At 70.9% G+C, this 16,948-nt stretch carries 11 protein-coding genes and 1 pseudogene; 6 read left to right on the top strand and 6 right to left on the bottom strand.

Annotated elements, in window-relative coordinates:
* From IE278_RS42540 to IE278_RS33485, 4 genes and pseudogenes are all read left to right on the top strand, one after another.
* A pseudogene (locus IE278_RS42540) lies at positions 1-78 on the top strand (6-phosphogluconate dehydrogenase); the annotation flags it as partial.
* Between the two features lie 14 nt (positions 79-92).
* A complete protein-coding gene (locus IE278_RS33495) occupies positions 93-680 on the top strand; it encodes a histidine phosphatase family protein (protein WP_189777813.1) in 588 nt (195 codons plus the stop codon).
* A gap of 905 nt (positions 681-1,585) precedes the next feature.
* Positions 1,586-4,480, top strand: coding sequence for a peroxidase family protein (locus IE278_RS33490; protein WP_189777811.1), 2,895 nt, complete (start codon positions 1,586-1,588; stop codon positions 4,478-4,480).
* The gene (locus IE278_RS33485; protein ID WP_189777809.1) at positions 4,467-5,846 is read left to right on the top strand and encodes a hypothetical protein; all 1,380 of its coding nucleotides are present in this window, start codon (positions 4,467-4,469) and stop codon (positions 5,844-5,846) included. The genes IE278_RS33490 and IE278_RS33485 overlap by 14 nt, the downstream gene beginning before the upstream one ends.
* 19 nt (positions 5,847-5,865) lie before the next feature.
* Here the strand turns inward: IE278_RS33485 and IE278_RS33480 are convergent, their stop codons facing one another.
* The 3 genes from IE278_RS33480 to IE278_RS33470 all read right to left on the bottom strand — a co-directional run bounded on the left by IE278_RS33480 (position 5,866) and on the right by IE278_RS33470 (position 10,409).
* Positions 5,866-7,428, bottom strand: a complete 1,563-nt coding sequence (locus IE278_RS33480; protein ID WP_189777807.1) for an acetolactate synthase large subunit — start codon at positions 7,426-7,428, stop codon at positions 5,866-5,868.
* Positions 7,429-7,550: 122 nt separating this feature from the next.
* Positions 7,551-9,356, bottom strand: coding sequence for a bifunctional sugar phosphate isomerase/epimerase/4-hydroxyphenylpyruvate dioxygenase family protein (locus IE278_RS33475; protein ID WP_189777805.1), 1,806 nt, complete (start codon positions 9,354-9,356; stop codon positions 7,551-7,553).
* Positions 9,357-9,530: 174 nt separating this feature from the next.
* Positions 9,531-10,409: a shikimate dehydrogenase gene (locus tag IE278_RS33470; protein WP_189777840.1), complete on the bottom strand. Its 879-nt coding sequence runs from the start codon at positions 10,407-10,409 to the stop codon at positions 9,531-9,533.
* 189 nt (positions 10,410-10,598) lie between these two features.
* Between IE278_RS33470 and IE278_RS33465 the strand changes: the two genes are divergently transcribed.
* On the top strand, positions 10,599-11,264 hold the full coding sequence (locus tag IE278_RS33465; protein ID WP_189777803.1) for a TetR/AcrR family transcriptional regulator: 666 nt from the start codon (positions 10,599-10,601) through the stop codon (positions 11,262-11,264).
* A gap of 259 nt (positions 11,265-11,523) precedes the next feature.
* Complete coding sequence (locus IE278_RS33460; RefSeq protein WP_189777801.1) at positions 11,524-12,879, top strand: MFS transporter; 1,356 nt, start codon at positions 11,524-11,526, stop codon at positions 12,877-12,879.
* Positions 12,880-13,044: 165 nt separating this feature from the next.
* On the opposite strand, the gene IE278_RS33455 is transcribed toward IE278_RS33460, so the two are convergent.
* The 3 genes from IE278_RS33455 to IE278_RS33445 are packed head-to-tail and all read right to left on the bottom strand — an operon-like array spanning position 13,045 to position 16,855.
* Complete coding sequence (locus IE278_RS33455) at positions 13,045-14,907, bottom strand: hypothetical protein (RefSeq protein ID WP_189777799.1); 1,863 nt, start codon at positions 14,905-14,907, stop codon at positions 13,045-13,047.
* 3 nt (positions 14,908-14,910) lie between these two features.
* Entirely contained in the window at positions 14,911-15,819 is a 909-nt protein-coding gene (locus IE278_RS33450) for a carbohydrate ABC transporter permease (protein ID WP_189777797.1), read from the bottom strand.
* A gap of 58 nt (positions 15,820-15,877) precedes the next feature.
* Positions 15,878-16,855 (bottom strand): carbohydrate ABC transporter permease, encoded by a 978-nt coding sequence (locus IE278_RS33445; protein ID WP_189777795.1) that lies wholly within the window; start codon positions 16,853-16,855, stop codon positions 15,878-15,880.
* Between the last annotated feature and the right edge of the window lie 93 nt (positions 16,856-16,948).

The raw sequence follows: 16,948 nt of genomic DNA, 5'->3' as shown, positions 1-16,948 counted from the left end.
GACGACTCGCCGCAGATGAAGATGATCGCGGCACTGCGCAACCAGTTCGGCGGCCACGCCGTCGAATCCGCGAAGTAGGAGAAGCAGACATCATGGGCGATCTCCTCCTCGTCCGGCACGGCGAGACCGAGTGGAGCCGGTCGGGACAGCACACCAGCTGGACCGACCTGCCCCTCACCCCGCACGGCGAGGAGCAGGCGAGGTCCCTCGTCCCGCTCTTCGCCGGGCGGTCCTGTGCCCTCGTGCTCACCAGTCCGCTCCAGCGCGCGATACGCACGGCGGAACTGGCGGGGCTGACCGGGGCCGTCGTCGACCCCGATCTGCACGAGTGGAACTACGGGGCCTACGAAGGCATCAAGACCGTCGACATCCACCGCACCCGTCCCGACTGGTACCTGTGGAACGACGGGGTGCCGCCCGGCCCGGACGGGCACACCGGTGAGTCGCCCGTCGAGGTGGGCGAACGTGCCGACCGGGTGCTCGCCCACGCGGCGAAGGCGCTCGACGAGGGTGACGTGGTCCTGGTGGCCCACTCTCACTTCCTGCGCGTCCTGACCGCCCGCCGGCTCGGGCTGCCCGCCTCGGACGGGCGGCTGTTCCGGCTGGACACGGCCACGGTGAGCCGGCTCTCCCTGGAGCACGGGCGCCCGGTCCTCGCGGAATGGAACGCCAAGCCGTAGACCACCGCGTCCCGGACCCCAACACGTCGACGGCCTCGCTCCCCCCTGGCGGAGCGAGGCCGTCGACGTAGCGCCCGGGCCGCCGCGTCAGCCCTGCGGGCGGCCACGGGTCTGGGGCGGGATGTGTTGTGCACGTTGGTGAGGGCTGAGCGCGCAGTTCCCCGCGCCCCTAAAAAAGGGGCTGCGCCCCGACAAGAACCAACGCAACAGGCCCCCGCGCCCTCAAGCAGCGCAGCCAGCCTCCACCGCCCCGCCCAACCCCCTACGCCCTAAGGGGCGCGGGGAACTGCGCGGCCAGCCCCCACCGAGCCGCACAACACACCCCGCCCAACCCCGACACCGCCAGGGGCACGGGGAACTGCGCGGCCAGCCCCCACCGACCCGCACAACACACCCCGCCCAACCCCGACACCGCCAGGGGCGCGGGGAACTGCGCGGCCAGCCCCCACCGAGCCGCACGACACACCCCGCCCAACCCCGACACCGCCAGGGGCGCGGGGAACTGCGCGGCCAGCCCTCACCGGGCCGCACAACACATCCGGCCGGCCCAGACTCCCCGGGGCTTTCAGGGGCGCGGGGAACTGCGCAGGCAACCCCCGCCACCCGCAGCCGGTCCGCACAGCGGTCGGCCCCCGGCGGGCGGGGCGAAACTCCCGGCCACCCCCGCCCCCACCGGCTGTGGCTGCTGTGGGACCGCGGGCCTCGCGGGACATCGGGCGGACGTCCCGGAGGGCCCCGCGGACGCCCCGACGTGCGCGGACGCGCCACGCGCCCGCCCACCGACAGCCCCCGCGCATCGGCGGGAACCACCGCTGCGGCGACCCCGCCCCACCGGTAGCGTGCTGGCCCCTGTCCCGTACACATCCGTACGCATCCGTACTCATTCCGTACGAAGGAAACGACCGATGGCCGAGACCGGGCAGCACGAGCAGCGGTACGAACACTACGAAGGCGGAAGCCCCGAGGCGGAACGGCTGGTTTTCGACCGGCTGGCCCGGGAGCTGATGGAAGTACAGGTGAAGAACCGCCGGGCCGGGGGCGGCGGAACGGCCCGCGCCATCCACGCCAAGGCCCCACTCGGTGTGGAGAACGCGCGCCTGCGCTTCCACGACGATCTGCCCGCCGCCCTGCGCGTCGGCTTCGCCCGTCCCGGCGCCGACTATCCGGTGACGCTGCGGCTGTCGAACGCGAGCGGCATCCGGCAGGGCGACGGCGCCCCCGACCTGCGGGGCGCGGCCCTGCGCGTACGGGTGTCGGACGAGGAGAGCCACGACCTGCTCGCCACGAGCTACCCGGTGTCCCACGCCCGTGACGCCCGCGAGTTCGTGGCCTTCGCCAAGGCCATGGCGGGCGCCCGCAACCCGCTCCAGAAGGCGTTCGGGCTCCTCGTGAAGCTCCCGCTGGCGGTCGGGTTCGAGACCGCCACGCGGATGCGGCGCAATGTCCAGGCGGCCACCCGCCAGACCGTCACCTCCCTCGCCACGCAGACGTACTGGAGCCGCGGGGCGATGCTCTGGGGCGAGGCGGGACCGGTGCGCTATCTGCTGCGCCCCGCGGCCGGCACACCTCCGGCCCCGCCGCCCGACCGGCGCGACCCCGACTTCCTGCACCATGAGCTGGCCCGTCGGCTCGCTTCGGCCGACGTGTCCTTCGAGCTGTGTGTGCAGCGGTACGTGGACGAGTTGCGCACCCCGGTCGAGGACACCTCGGTGGAGTGGAAGGACGCCGTCTCGCCGCCGATCGCGGTGGCCCGGCTCACCGTACCGAGCCAGGACGTGGACGAGGCCGAGGCGCGGGCGGCGGCCCGGCGGGTGGAAGACCTGGTGTTCAACCCCTGGTACACCACCGACGACTTCCGTCCCCTGGGCAATCTCAACCGGGCCCGCAAGGCCGCCTATCAGGCGAGCGGCGCGCACCGGCTCGGGCTGCGCTTCGTCACCGAGGAGCCGCTGCGCAACCGGATCATCGGCCGACCCGTCGGCGCCGTGCTGACGCGGCTGAACCGGTATGTGCCCTGGCACCGGCTGCCGTTGCAGCTGAGCCTGCTGAACCTGGTGTTCCTGCGGAAGGTGCTGCGCCGGTTCAACCTGATCGACACCGAGGTGCGCGAGGCCCCGCCCAAGGCGCAGCCCGTACCGCGGCCGATCGAGGAGCGGCTGCGCACCGAGCGCTCGTACGACGGCTCGTACAACGATCTGTCCGAGCCGAGGATGGGGGCCGTGGGCGCGGCCTTCGGACGGAACCTGAAACCGGACTACCGGCCCGACCAGTTCGACACGCCCAACCCGGTCACGGTCAGCCGTCAGCTGCTGCGGCGGGACAGCTTCCTGCCCGCGACCTCGCTCAATGTGCTGGCGGCGGCCTGGATCCAGTTCCAGGTGCACGACTGGGTCAACCACCGGCGGTACCCGGCGGGCGGCCCGTCGGTCGAGGTGCCCCTGCCGCCCGGCAGCGACCCCTGGTACAACACGCCGGGCGGGTCGGCGGAGAACGTGATGCGGTTCACCGACAACGAGGGGCTGGAACAGCCCGGCAACCGGCCGCCGATCCTGTTCGGGAACATGGCCTCGCACTGGTGGGACGGCTCCGAGGTGTACGGCGGCGACGAGGAGACCGCCCGCTTCCTGCGGGAGCCCGACGGCGGCGCCAAACTCCGCCTGGAGGACGGCCACTTGCCGGGCGCGCAGAACGGCGTCCCGCTCACCGGGTTCAACGAGAGCTGGTGGATGGGCCTCAGCGCGATGCACACCCTGTTCGCACGGGAGCACAACGCGGTCTGTGACGCGCTGCGCGCCGAGTACCCGTCGATGCGTGAGGAGCGGATCTACCACACGGCCCGCCTCGTGGTCTCCGCGCTCATCGCGAAGATACACACGGTGGAGTGGACCCCGGCGATCCTCGCGACGAAGGCGATCGACATCGGTCTGAAGACCAACTGGCAGGGCCCGCCGAGGAACTGGCTGAACCAGCTGGGCCTGTGGCTGCTGGAGGCGCACTCGCTCCAGGGCATTCCCCGGACCGTGCCGGACCACCACGGGACGCCGTACTCGCTGACCGAGGACTTCGTCACGGTGTACCGGATGCACCCGCTGGTCCCCGACGACTTCGAACTGCGCGAGCACCACTTCGGGCAGCGTCTCGAAACGGTCGGCTTCATGGACATCCAGGGCGGCGCGGCCGAGTCGCAGATCCGCAAGACGGGACTCGTGAACGCCCTGTACTCGTTCGGGATCGCGCATCCCGGCGCGATCACCCTGCACAACTACCCGCGCGCGCTGCAGCAGTTCGAGCGGGACGGCGAGATCATCGACCTGTCGGTGGTGGACCTCGTACGGACCCGGCGGCGTGGTGTGCCGCGCTACAACGACTTCCGCGAGGGGCTGCACAAGCAGCGGATCCGCTCCTTCGAGGAGCTGACGCAGAGCACCGAGTCGCTGGCGCGGCTCAAGGAGGTGTACCGCTCGGTCGACGAGATCGACACGGTGGTGGGCCTGTTCGCCGAGAACCCGCCGACGGGCTTCGGCTTCAGCGACACGGCCTTCCGCATCTTCATCCTGATGGCGACGCGGCGTCTGCAGAGCGACCGCTTCCTGACCGTCGACTACCGGCCCGAGGTCTACACACCGCTCGGCATCGACTGGGTCGAGAAGGGCGGTATGGACTCCGTCATCCTGCGGCACTGCCCGGAGCTGGCCGCGCTGCTGCCCCGCGACGCGAGCGCCTTCGCGCCCTGGCGGGCGGTCCGCCCGACGGACGACGGCAACGACCACGACAGCGGAGGCAACGGTGAGCCGGGCTGAGCGGCGCTCCGGACACCCGGGGCTCGACGACCTGCTGGCGCGGCCTCTCCTGGAGACCCTCTGGCGCCGCCGCACCCACCGGGTCAGCCGGGGCGCGTCGGTGCCGGCCGGGTCCATGAGCCACCGCTCCGAGCACCCGCCGCAGCCGCTGTCGGAGCTGGAGGAGGCGGTACTGATCGCGCTGACGGGTGCCACCGGGCTGACCATGCCGGACCGGCCCTTCGACGATCCGCGCGACGGCAAGCCCATCATGGCCAAGCCCAACCTCACGATGGCGGGCCGGACCGCGGGCAGCCCGGACAACGCGCAGGGCACCCACTTCTTCATGATCAACGACTCGGGTACGTACTATCTGCGCAAACTGGAGCCCGCACCGCACGAGCCCTTCGACGCCGCCACGCTGGTCGCCAGGGCCCAGCAGGCCAAGGTGCGGGTCCTGGACCACCGGCTCGACGTCGCCGAGGGGATGCGCGACTTCCCGGCGTACCTCGACTCGAACCGGTTCCTGTCCAACCTGCCCGGCACGACGCTGTTCCTGCCGGTGGTCGACCTGTCCCACCAGTACGTCAACGCGCTGATGTACCTGCTCACGCAGCCGGACGGGGCCCGCCCGACCTTCGTCGACGACCGCAACTTCTACCGCCCCGCCGGGGTACGGAAGTGGGTGCGCAACGGATTCCTGAACGGCGACCTGAAGCTGCCGCTGGGCGCGCTCGGCCCGATGCGCACCCAGATCGAGGCGGACCTGCTCCTGCAGAACCTGATGCTCACGGCCGAGGGGATGGGGCTGGGCGCCTGGATCCACGCCTCGATCAACCCGCTGATCGCCCTGGGCGACCCGAAGTACTCGCGGGCGTACGGCAGGATGCTCGGCTTCACCTTCGTCACCCCGCGCTGGCGGCTCGCCGACGTGTGGCGCTGGCACGTACCGCTGCCCAAGTACGCGAACCTGCGCTCGCACCCGGTGGGGCTCACCTCCCCCGAGGGCGAGCCGCTGATCGAGGCGGCCTGCCCGCCCGCGTACCCGTCGATGTCGGCGGCCGTGGACGCGATCATCCAGGCGAAGTTCGGGCCCGGCGGCACCTACACGGACAAGGACGTCTTCACCCGGATCTACAAGGAGGACTACGGCCAGCGCTATCTCGCCGAGGCCAGTGAGTACGAGACACGGGTCGTCGACTGCGCCCGGGACGTGTGCGAGTACGTCATCGAGACGCACCGGCGGTTCCCGGCGCACACGGACGCCATCCATGTGCCGGGGGTCTGGCTGCAGGCGCATCACGTCGAGGAGGAGTACTACGACCGCTTCTTCGTGAACGGTCTGACGTCGGCGCACCGCGACCACCCCGGCGTCTGGGACGGTTGAGCCCTCCCGCGTCGCAGGGTCACGCCAGCGGTGGTACGACGCATTCGATGAGACAGGGACCGGGCTCCTCCAGGGCCCGGTCCAGCAGTACGGCGAACTGCTCGGCGGTGACGGCCCGTTCGGCGGGTACGCCCATACCGCGGGCCAGGGACACGAAGTCCAGGTCGGGACGGGACAGGTCGAGCAGATCGGTGGCCCGGGGACCCGCGGCGGTCGCGCCGACGGACCGGAGCTCCAGGTTGAGGACCGAGTACGAGCGGTTGTCGAAGAGCACGGTGGTGACGTCGAGCTGCTCGCGGGCCATGGTCCACAGGGCCTGAAGGGTGTACATGGCGCTGCCGTCCGCCTCCAGGGCCAGCACGGGCCGGTCGGGCGCGGCGAGTGCGGCGCCGACGGCCGCGGGCAGTCCCTGTCCGATGGCTCCGCCGGTGAGGCTGAGCCAGTCGTGGGGCGGGGCACCCGCCGTCGCTGCGGGCAGCCAGATGCCCGAGGTGTTCGCCTCGTCGACGACGATCGCGTGTTCCGGGAGCAGCGCGCCGATCGCCGCGGCGGCGCTCTCCCCGGTCAGCGCCCCGGTGGGCCGCTCGGGCCGGAGGGGCGCCTGCGGTATCGGGGTCACGGCACTTTTCAGGAGGTCCGCGAGTGCCTCCAGCGCGGCCGTGACGTCCTCTGTCCCGGTGGCCGCCGACAGTACCCGGCAGCCGTCCGGGACGATCCGGCCGCTCTGCCCCGGGTAGGCGAAGAACGTCACCGGCTCGGCCGTCCCGGCGAGCAACAGCAGTCGTGTGCCCGCCAGTTGGGCGGAGGCGTCCGCCTCCCGGTAGGCGAGCCTGCTGACCGCGGGCAGTCCCGCGCCGCGTTCCAGCCGGGCCGGGAAGGTCTCGCACAGCAGCCGGGCGCCGGTCGCGGCGGCGATCCGGGCGGCGGCGCGCAGCCCGCGCCCGTGTGTCGCCGCGCCGCCGAGGAGCAGCACGGCGGGCTCGGTGGAGCGCAGCGCCCCGGCCGCCTCCTCGACGGCCGCCGCGGACACGGCCCCGGGGCGCGGCCCGGTCCTGACCTGCGGCTGACCTGACTTGCCCGCCTCCGACCAGGACACGTCGGCGGGCACCAGCAGGGTCGCCACCGAGCCGGGCGGCCCGTACGCGGCGGCGACGGCCTCGGTCACGTCGCTCGCGAGGTCGGTGGCGCGATACGTACGCCGGGTCCAGCCGGAGACGGTGCGCGCGAGGGACCCGATGTCGGACTCCAGGGGCGCGTCCAGCCGTTTGTGGTGCAGGGCGTGGTCACCGACGACGTTCACGACGGGGGTGCCGGCGCGGCGGGCGTTGTGCAGGTTGGCCAGGCCGTTGGCGAGTCCGGGGCCCAGGTGCAGCAGTGTGGAGGCGGGTTTGCCGGCCATGCGCCCGTAGCCGTCGGCGGCTCCCGTGGCCACGCCTTCGAAGAGGCAGAGCACTCCGCGCAGACGCGGCACCTCGTCCAGGGCGGCCACGAAGTGCATCTCGGAGGTACCGGGGTTGGCGAAGCACACGTCGACGCCCGCGTCCACGAGGCCTTCCACCAGGGTCTGCGCTCCGTTCGGCATGGCGGTCCGCCTCCGCTGCTCGTGCCTGTCGGGGGTGTGCGCCTGCCAGTCTCACCAGGTTCGGAACGGGGCGTCAGCCAAAATTCCGGACATCCGGACCCGCGAAGGGCCGTGCCGCCGGCTCAGCGCACGGGCCTCCGTACGTGCTGCGCCGCCAGCCGCACCGGGGCGTTCTGCGCGCCGTAACCGCGGTAGCCCGCGTCGCGCTGGACCAGTTCGAAGAAGACCCGGCCGATCGTCTCCGTGTAGCAGTGGCGGAAGGCGCCGTCCGCGTCCCGGTCGTAGAGGATGCCGAGTTCGCGGTAGGTCTCCAACTCCCCTTCCTCGAACTCGTACTTGGCCGCGAGGTCGTCGTAGTAGTTGGCGGGGATGGTCAGCAGCCGGCCGCCCGCGGCACGGAAGCGGCGGGCCGCCGCCACGAGGTCGTCGGTGGCGAGCGCGATGTGCTGGGCGCGGTCACCGTCGTCGGCGCTGGGGGCCGGGCCGACACCGAGGGCGATACGGACACTGCCGTCGGCGTTGGTGACGGCACGGCTGCGCAGCAGCCCGTACGGGTCGGCGACGTCCACGCTCTCCAGGGCGCCGAGCCCCAGAACGCTGCGGTGGAAGAGCGCGGCCTCGTCGAACTGGTGCCAGGGCTGGGTCAGGGCCAGGTGGTCGATGCGCCGGATGCCGCCGTCGGCGGGCGCCGGCTGTCCGACGGGCTCGAAGTCCCTTGTCCAGTCGGGCAGTCCGGGGCGGCCGGTGGCGCAGAAGAAGAGTTCCGTGCCGTCGGGCGCGGCAACGGCGTCCAGGGGCACGTCCTCGGGGGTGCGGCGGCGCGGCAGCACGGGGGCGAGCAGTGATTCGGCACGCCGGGCCGCGCCCGCCGGGTCCGGTGATTCCAGCCCTACGGCGGCGAGTTGCGTACCGTCACGGCGGGCGCCCGGACCGGTGTTGAGCAGCACCCGGGCCTCGCCCTGCTGCCACAGGTCGACGGGCTTGCCGCGGTGCCGGGCGGTCCGGGCGAAGCCGAGTGCTTCGAGGAGTTCCGAGACCGGTTCGACGTCGGGGCTGACCAGTTCGGCGAAGGCGATGCCGGTCGGTACGACGGGCGCGGGCGGCGCGGTGAGGCCGACGCTCTCCTGGAGGACGAGGAGCGAGCGCTGCGCGTCGACGGCGGTCGGCCCGGCCTCCGCCTGCCGGAACACGTCGTTGAAGACTTCGAGGGAGAGCGGCCCCTGATATCCGGCCTTGATCACCTGCCGGACGAGCCCGGCGATGTCGAAGCCGCCCTGTCCGGGGAAGCAGCGGTAGTGGCGGCTCCACTGCAGGACGTCCATCGCCATCAGCGGGGCGTCGGCCAGTTGGAGGAAGAAGATCTTCTCGCCGGGGATGTCCGCGATGCCCTCGACGTCCTTGGGATCGGAGCTGCGGGCGAGGATGTGGAAACTGTCCAGACAGGTGCCGAGCGCCGGGTGGTCGGCGGCTTCGACGATGCGCCAGGCGTGGTCGTACGTGCTGACGTGCCGGCCCCACGCCAGCGCCTCGTAGGCGACGCGGATGCCGAAGCCGTCGGCGAGTTCGGCGAGGCGGCGCAGGTGGAAGGCGGCGAGCGCGTCGTCGTCGACGGCGAGGGGGGAGACGCTGGAGCACACCAGGACGGTGTCCGCGCCGAGCCGCTCCATGAGCCGGAACTTGTGCTCGGCCCGGCGCAGATTGCGCTGGAACTCGTCCTGCGGCACGGCCTCGATGTCACGCATCGGCTGATAGAGGTCGATGCTCAGCCCGAGATCGGCACACCGGGCGCGGATCTCCTCCGGCGCGAGAGGACTGGCCAGCAGATCGTTCTCAAAAACCTCGACCCCGTCGAACCCGGCCCGAGCGGCAGCGGTGAGCTTCTCGGTGAGAGCCCCACTGAGAGAAACGGTGGCAATGGACGTACGCACAGTGCAACTCCTCGGTCTCGACATGGTCCGCCTGCACCTAGGGGCGCGGGGAACGGCGCAGTCTTGTGCTTTCAGGGGCGCGGGGAACGGCGCGATCTTGTGCTTTCAGGGGTGCGGGGAACGGCGCAGTCTCTCGCCTTGAGGGGCGCGGGGAACTGTGCGCCCAGCTCCCCCTCACGTGCCCGCCCGGAGGGATCCGGCCAGTTCGGAGATGTCCACCAGCATCCGCGAAGCGTCCGCCTCCCTCCCCGTGAACAGCCGGAACGCGTCCGCGGCCTGGAAAACAGCCATCCCCCCGCCGTCGAGCACCGCACACCCCACCCCCCGCGCGACCCGCAGCAACTCCGTCTCCAGCGGCCGGTAGACCACCTCGGCCACCCACAACGACGGCCGCAGCAACTCCACCGCGAACGGCAGCCCGGGATGCGCGGCCATCCCCGTGGGCGTGGCGTGCACGACACCGTCGGCCCCGGCGAGCAGCGCGGCCAACCGCTCCGGACCACCCGCGTCCGCCCGCCCCGCCCCGAACTGCCGGTTCAGCCCGGCGGCCAGCGAAGCGGCCCGGTCCGGCAGCGCGTCCACCACGGTGACGGACCCCGCCCCGAGCGTCAGCAGGGCGTGCGCGACGGCCGCCCCCGCTCCTCCCGCGCCCAGCTGCACCACCCGCTCCAGCCGGGCGTCGGGCAGCCCGCGCGCAAAGGACGCGGCGAAGCCGGTGACGTCCGTGTTGTGTCCGATCGCGCGCCCGCCGCCGTCGAAGACGACGGTGTTCACCGCGCCGAGCGCCTCGGCCTGCGGGGCGAGCCCGTCCAGGTGCTCGATGACGAGCTGCTTGCAGGGGTGGGTGATGTTCAGCCCGTCGAAGCCCAGGTCGCGGGCGGCCCGTACCAGGTCCCCCACCGCCTCCGGCGCGACACCGAGCGCGTCGATGTCGATGAGCCGGTACAGATACCGCAGGCCCTGCCGGTCGGCCTCCCGCTCGTGCAGGGCCGGGCTGAGCGAGGGGCCGATGCCCGCGCCGATCAGTCCGACGAGATACGAGTCCTTGACCACGGCGACCACGACGGACCTCCCGAGCAGCTCACTAATGTACGAACCAGTACGTTAGCTATACCAGCATCGCGTAGCCACGGGAAGGCCCGGCGGACTCCTGAGCGACACGACGGCCCCTGCTTCTACAATCGCGGGCACCGGCTTCGCCCGGGAGAACCCGAAAGAGCCGGAAGGAACCGAAGGAACCCGATGACCAGCGTCGAAGAACCGGCAAGGCCGAACGGACGCATCCGTGACGCCGCCCGCACGAGGGCCGAGATCCTCGACGTGGCGACCCAGGAGTTCGCCCGGGCCGGCTACGACGGGGCCAGGGTCGACGAGATCGCCGCCCGCACCCGGACCACTAAGCGGATGATCTATTACTACTTCGGCGGCAAGGAGCAGCTGTTCACCGCCGTGCTGGAGCGGTCGTACGGCGTCATCCGGGAGGCGGAGCAGGGGCTGGACGTCGAGCATCTCGACCCGGTCGCGGCCATCAGGCGGCTGGCCGAGCTGACCTTCGACCACCACGAGGCGCACCCGGACTTCATCCGGCTGGTCAGCATCGAGAACATCCACGGGGCCGAGCACATCGCCGGCTCCGAGAAGCTCGGCAGGATCGGCTCGCCCGCGCTCGACGTGATCCGCCGCATCCTGGAGTCGGGGCGGGAGTCGGGCCTGTTCACGGCCGACGTCGACGCCGTGGACCTGCACGCGATGATCAGTTCGTACTGTTTCTTCCGGGTCGCCAACCGGCACACCTTCGGCGCCCTGTTCGGCCGCGACCTGGTCGACCCCGCGCAGCGCGAGCACTACCGGAGCATGCTCGGCGACATGGTCATCGCCTACCTGACGGCGGACCGCGCGACCGGCTGAGCAGCCCCGGCAGCCCCGGCAGCCCCAAGATCCTTCGGCACGACCTCTTGACACCCGGGAAACGTGAGCGCAACATCCGTAGCCAGCCACTACTAACTACCCAGTGGGTTAATTAACCGGGCAGCATCCCGGCGCGGCCGTCCCACCACCCCGGGGATCCGCCGCTTCTCCCCTCTGCTCAGCTCATCCGCTCGTTCCGCTCATCGCCCTCCTCCCGCTCACTCCGCCTACGTTGGAGTTCCCCCGAAGGAGCACCGCCGTGTCCGTCCCCGCAGCACCCCACGACGCGCCGCCCGGCCAGCCGAGGAAGGCCGCGACAGCCGCCTGGATCGGCAGCGCGCTGGAGTACTACGACTTCTTCATCTACGGGAGCGCGGCAGCGCTGATCTTCCCGGATGTCTTCTTCGACGAGTCCGACCCGGCCACGGCGACCCTGCTGTCACTGGCCACGTTCGGGGTCGCGTACGCGGCCCGCCCGGTCGGGGCGCTGTTCCTCGGACACTTCGGCGACAAGGTCGGCCGCAAGAAGATCATGGTCTTCACGCTGATCCTGATGGGTGTCTCGACGTTCCTCATCGGCTGCCTGCCGACGCGCGACCAGGTCGGCACCCTGGCCCCCGTGCTGCTGGTCCTGTGCCGGATCCTGCAAGGCATCTCGGCGGCCGGCGAGCAGGCGAGCGCCAACTCCATGTCCCTGGAACACGCGCCACCGGACAGGCGCGGCTTCTTCACGAGCTTCACGCTCAGCGGCACCCAGGGCGGCCAGCTGCTCGCCACGCTGGTGTTCATCCCGGTCGCCGCGATGCCCGAGGACCAGTTGCTCGCCTGGGGCTGGCGCATCCCGTTCTGGATGAGCATCGCGGTGGCGGTCGTCGGTTACGTGATCCGCCGCACCCTCCAGGAGACGCCGACCTTCACCCAGCAGGCCGCCACCGAGGGCGTCGCGAAGATGCCGCTGGCCGTGCTGATGCGCGAGCACTGGGCGGACGTCCTGCGGGTGGTCGCGGCCGCTCTCGTCGCCTCGGTCAGCACGATCTTCACGGTGTGGGCGCTGGCGTACGCGACCAGCGACTCGGTCGGTATGGACCGCACGTCGATGCTGTGGGTGGGCGCGCTGGCCAACCTCGTCGCACTGGGCGCGATCCCGCTGTGGGCCACCCTGTCCGACCGCATCGGCCGCCGCCCGGTCTTCCTGATCGGCGCCGCGGGCAGCGGCGTACTGATGTTCCTCTACCTGTGGGCCATCTCCACGGGCTCCTACCCGCTGGTCCTGGTCCTCGGCATCCTCACGTTCGGTGTCGTCTACAGCGCCGCGAACGGTGTCTGGCCGTCCTTCTACGGAGAGATGTTCTCCACCAGGGTCCGGCTGTCGGGCATGGCCATCGGCACGCAGATCGGCTTCGCGATCGCCGGTTTCGCGGTGACGTTCGCCGCGCAGATCGCGGGCCCGGACGGCGACGACTGGCTGTCCGTGGCCTTGTTCACAGCCGCACTGTGCGTCCCCCCGGTGATCGCGGCCCTGACGGCCCGCGAAACACACAAGACCCCGACGGAACACCTGGGCGACCGAACCCCCCAGAAGTCCCCGGACGTACTGAGCCCGACGGGCGTCTAACTCAGCCCCTCCCCTACGACGTCCAACTCAGCGCCGCGGGGGGTTAATCCAGCCCCTCCGGCGTTTGAGGAGCGGGGGCCCGGGGGCAGAGCCCCCGATTCGTTGACGGGGCCGGGTGGGGGCGGAGGGGGCGAAACCCCCTCCGCCCCCACCCGGCCCCCGGGGTCAGCTCCCCCCGACGGACACCGTGAGCCCCGGCTCCCCATCCGCACCCGCGCCCCCCAACACCGCGGTGAAACCCCCCGCCCGCACAACAAGCCCCTCCCCCTCCGACTCCCCCCACTCACACACCACATCGAACGGCTCGGCAGCCACAGCTCCGTACCGCACGGCGAACACATCGAGCCCCTCGGGCGCCCCCGTCGAAGGCCCGACCTCCAGCGCACTGGTGGTCCGCACATGCCGCCACCCGGCATCAGGATCCCCATACCCCCGAGGATCCGCGGCCAGCGCGAACGCGGCCTCCTGCTGGGTGAGTTCACCGCGCGCGTCGAAGGAGTCCGGACTCCCCGCCGCGGGATGCGTCAACCGCAGCTCACCGTCCGCCACGACGAGCGGGAAGTCGGCCACCCGCCGGAACCGGTCGCCGTCGGCGGCGACATACGGCATTCCCGCGAGCAAGTACCGCTCCCCGGGCAGCCGTTCGACGATCACGGTCATCCACAGCCGCGTCCCGTCCGTGACGTACAACGACCGCACGTGCCGCAGCACATGGTCCCGCCCGACGACGGGCTTGGTCACGAGCTTGGCCGCGAGCCCGCCGACACGATGGTCGGCGACCCGCACCGCACCCATCGGACGGCACAGCAGGAAACCGTCCGCGGCCGGGCCGACGACGGGCCCGAAGCCGTGCTGCCGGTTGACGGCGGCCGCGATGAGCGCCGTACCGCCCGCCTCGATCACCGAGGGGGTCATCCGGTCGTCGAACGACACCGTGACCGTGCCGGAGCGCAGTTGGTGGCAGGCGGGAACCGAGCTCGGGGCGCGGTGCCAGCCGGGGGTGTCCTGGATCTGCCAGACGAGCATGAACGCGAAGTGCCCGTCCACGCCCCCGTCGGCGCCGACCGCGTGCCGGCCCCAGCGCGAGTCCCCGGCGTACCGGCCGATGTCGGCGCCGATCCGGCGGCCGAAGTACCGCAGTCCGAGGACGGATTCGAAGGCTGAGTGCTGTTCGCTGTAGCGCGGGCCGCCGATGTCGAAGCCGCTTCCGCAGACCCGCGCGTCGATGTAGCGGGCGAGCGTGTCGCCGTCCTGGGCGAAGACCTCCTCGCCGCTGACCCGGTGGGCCTGGGCGAGGAAGGACAGGGAGATGGGCCCGTAGTTGTTGTCGTACGCGCCACCGTGCTCGGGAGGCAACAGCGCCCCCCGGTCCCGTACGCGCCGGTCCCGGATCTCGTCGAGGTACAACCGCATGGCCCGCGCGCGGAGCACCCCACCCTCCTCGGACGGGAGATGGCGGGCGAGCATCAGCCCGCCGACCACACAGCCGATGGCCTGGTTCGCGGCGTCCTGCGGGTTGAAGACCGTGGCCTCGGTCAGCCAGCGCCAGTATCCGCCCGCCACGCCCAGGAGTTCGCGGTACTGCTCGTCGTCGACGAGCCCGTCCGATGCGTCGAGGACGTTGACCGCCTGGAGCAGCGCCCACACGGTGCTCGGCCAGTCGCCGATGGGGTGCGCGCCGGGCGCCAGCACGTAACGGGCGTACGGGAGACCGGAGTCGCGTGCCGTCAGGTTCGGGTAGCCGGGGTTGTCCTCGGTGAAGACGCGCTCGCGCAGATGGAAGCGGAGGCTGCGGCGGACGGCCTCCGGCAGGCGCGGGTCCTTGGTGCGGTGCCAGGCGAGCGCGAGCAGGGACGTGATGCCGAGCGAGGTGTCGCCGATGTCGTCGCCGGCGGACGGGTTCTCCAGGTTGCCCTCGGGTGTGAGACGGGCCAGTGCCGTCTCGGCGACGCCGGCCAGGGCGGCGTCGTACGCGGCCGGGTCGTCCGCGAGGTCGTGCAGCGGGCCGCGCTGATGGAGGAGGTGCACGTACTAGCCCTTCATACCGGAGGTGGCCAGGCCTTCCACGAGCCGCTTCTGGAAGATCAGGAAGCAGATGAGGGTGGGCAGCAGAGCGAGCGTCGACATGGCGAACATCGCGCCGTACGAGGAGCCGCTCGTCTGGTCCAGGAACAGGGTCAGGCCGAGGGGGACGGTGAACTTGTCGTTCTGCTGGAGGTAGACGAGCTGGTGGAGGAAGTCGTCGTAGGTCCAGATGAAGGTGAAGATCGTGGTGGTGATGAGCGCCGGTTTCATCAGGGGCAGGATGATCTTCCAGTAGATCTGGAAGGGGTTGGCGCCGTCCATCATGGCCGCCTGGTCCAGCTCGCGGGGGATGGACCGGATGAACTGAACCATCAGGAAGATGAAGAAGGCGTCCACCGCGAGGAACTTGGGCACGATCAGCGGCAGGAACGTGTTGATCCAGGTCAGGTTGTAGAAGATCGTGTACTGCGGGATCAGGACGGCCTGGGTCGGCAGCATGAGCGTGCCGAGCATCAGGCCGAACCAGATCTTCTTGCCGCGGAACTCGAAGCGCGCGAAGGCGTAGGCGGCCAGCGAGCAGGAGATGACGTTCCCGATCACCGCGCCGATCGTGACGATCAGCGAGTTGGTGATGTAGAGGGAGAAGGAGTTGCCGGAACCGCTCCACCCCTCGGAGTAGTTCTCGGGGCGCAGCGAGCTGGGGATGAGCCCCGGCTGGGTGAAGATCTCGGTGTCGGGCTTGAGCGAGCTGCTCAGCATCCACAGCAGCGGGTAGAGCATGACGATCGCCACGCCGACGAGCACGGTGTGGATGAAGATGCGGCGCGATCCGGTGGCCGAACGCAGCTTCCGCAGCGGACGCTTCGCGTTGTGCGGCGGCGCCTTCGAGGGCCGGGTCGGGGTGATGGCGGACATGGGATGAAGGACTCCTCGCTCGGACATCGGCCGGTCGTCGTCGGACGTCGGCCGGTCGTCAGTCGTCGTAGTGGACCCAGTAGCGGCTGGCGATGAAGTTGACCGCCGTGAACCCCGCGATGACGAGGAACAGCACCCAGGCGAGGGCCGAGGCGTATCCCATCTGGAGGTCTGTGAAGCCCTTCTTGTACAGATAGAGGGAGTACAGCATGGTCGAGTTGAGCGGTCCGCCGGAGCCGTTGCTGATGACGAAGGCGGGGGTGAACGTCTTGAACGCGTCGATGATCTGCAGGACGACGTTGAAGAAGACGATCGGTGTCAGCAGTGGCAGGGTGATTCTGAAGAACCGGGTGACGGGTGTGACGCCGTCGATGGCGGCGGCCTCGTACACGTCCTTGGGCAGTTGCTTGAGGCCGGCGAGGAAGATGACCATCGGGGTGCCGAACTGCCAGACGGCCAGCAGGATCAGCGTGTAGATCGCGGTGTCGGGGCTGGAGATCCAGTCCTGGCCCGCGATGCCGAACCAGCCGAGGAAGTCGTTGAAGAGGCCGTCGCCGCCGAAGACCTGCCGCCACACGATGGCGATGGCCACCGCGCCGCCGAGCAGGGACGGCAGATAGAAGGCGGCCCGGTACAGGCCGATGCCCCGCAGGTCGCGGTTGAGGAGCATGGCCACACCGAGGGCGAGTGCCAGCTTCAGCGGTACGGAGACGACGACGTACAGCAGCGTGGCGTGCACCGAGTCCCAGAAGACCGGGTCCTCGGTGAACATCTTGTCGTAGTTGTCCACTCCGACCCACTGCGCGGGCGTCAGCAGGTCGAAGTCGGTGAAGGACAGATACAGCGAGTCCAGCATCGGATAGATCGTCAGCCCGAACAGGCCGATGAACCAGGGGGCCAGGAAGGCGTACGGCCACCAGCCCCCGCCCCGCCGTCTGGCGAGGCGGCGGCGCATCCGGTCACGCTCCCGCTGGTCGGACGGGGTGACGGAAGCAGCCTGCTCCCCGGCACCCGCGTCACTCTTCGCAACGGTCATGCTCATTTCTCCCTGACCCTCTCGCATCATGCTGTCGTACGGCGAAGGCTGAGCCGCACCTCACCAAGCCCGCCCCGGCTCCAGCGCCTTCGA

The organism is Streptomyces tauricus, assembly GCF_014650955.1.
Taxonomy (GTDB): Bacteria; Actinomycetota; Actinomycetes; order Streptomycetales; family Streptomycetaceae; genus Streptomyces; species Streptomyces tauricus.
The sequence above is the reverse complement of the archived record's forward strand: the minus strand, read 5'-3'. Positions and strand labels throughout refer to the sequence as shown.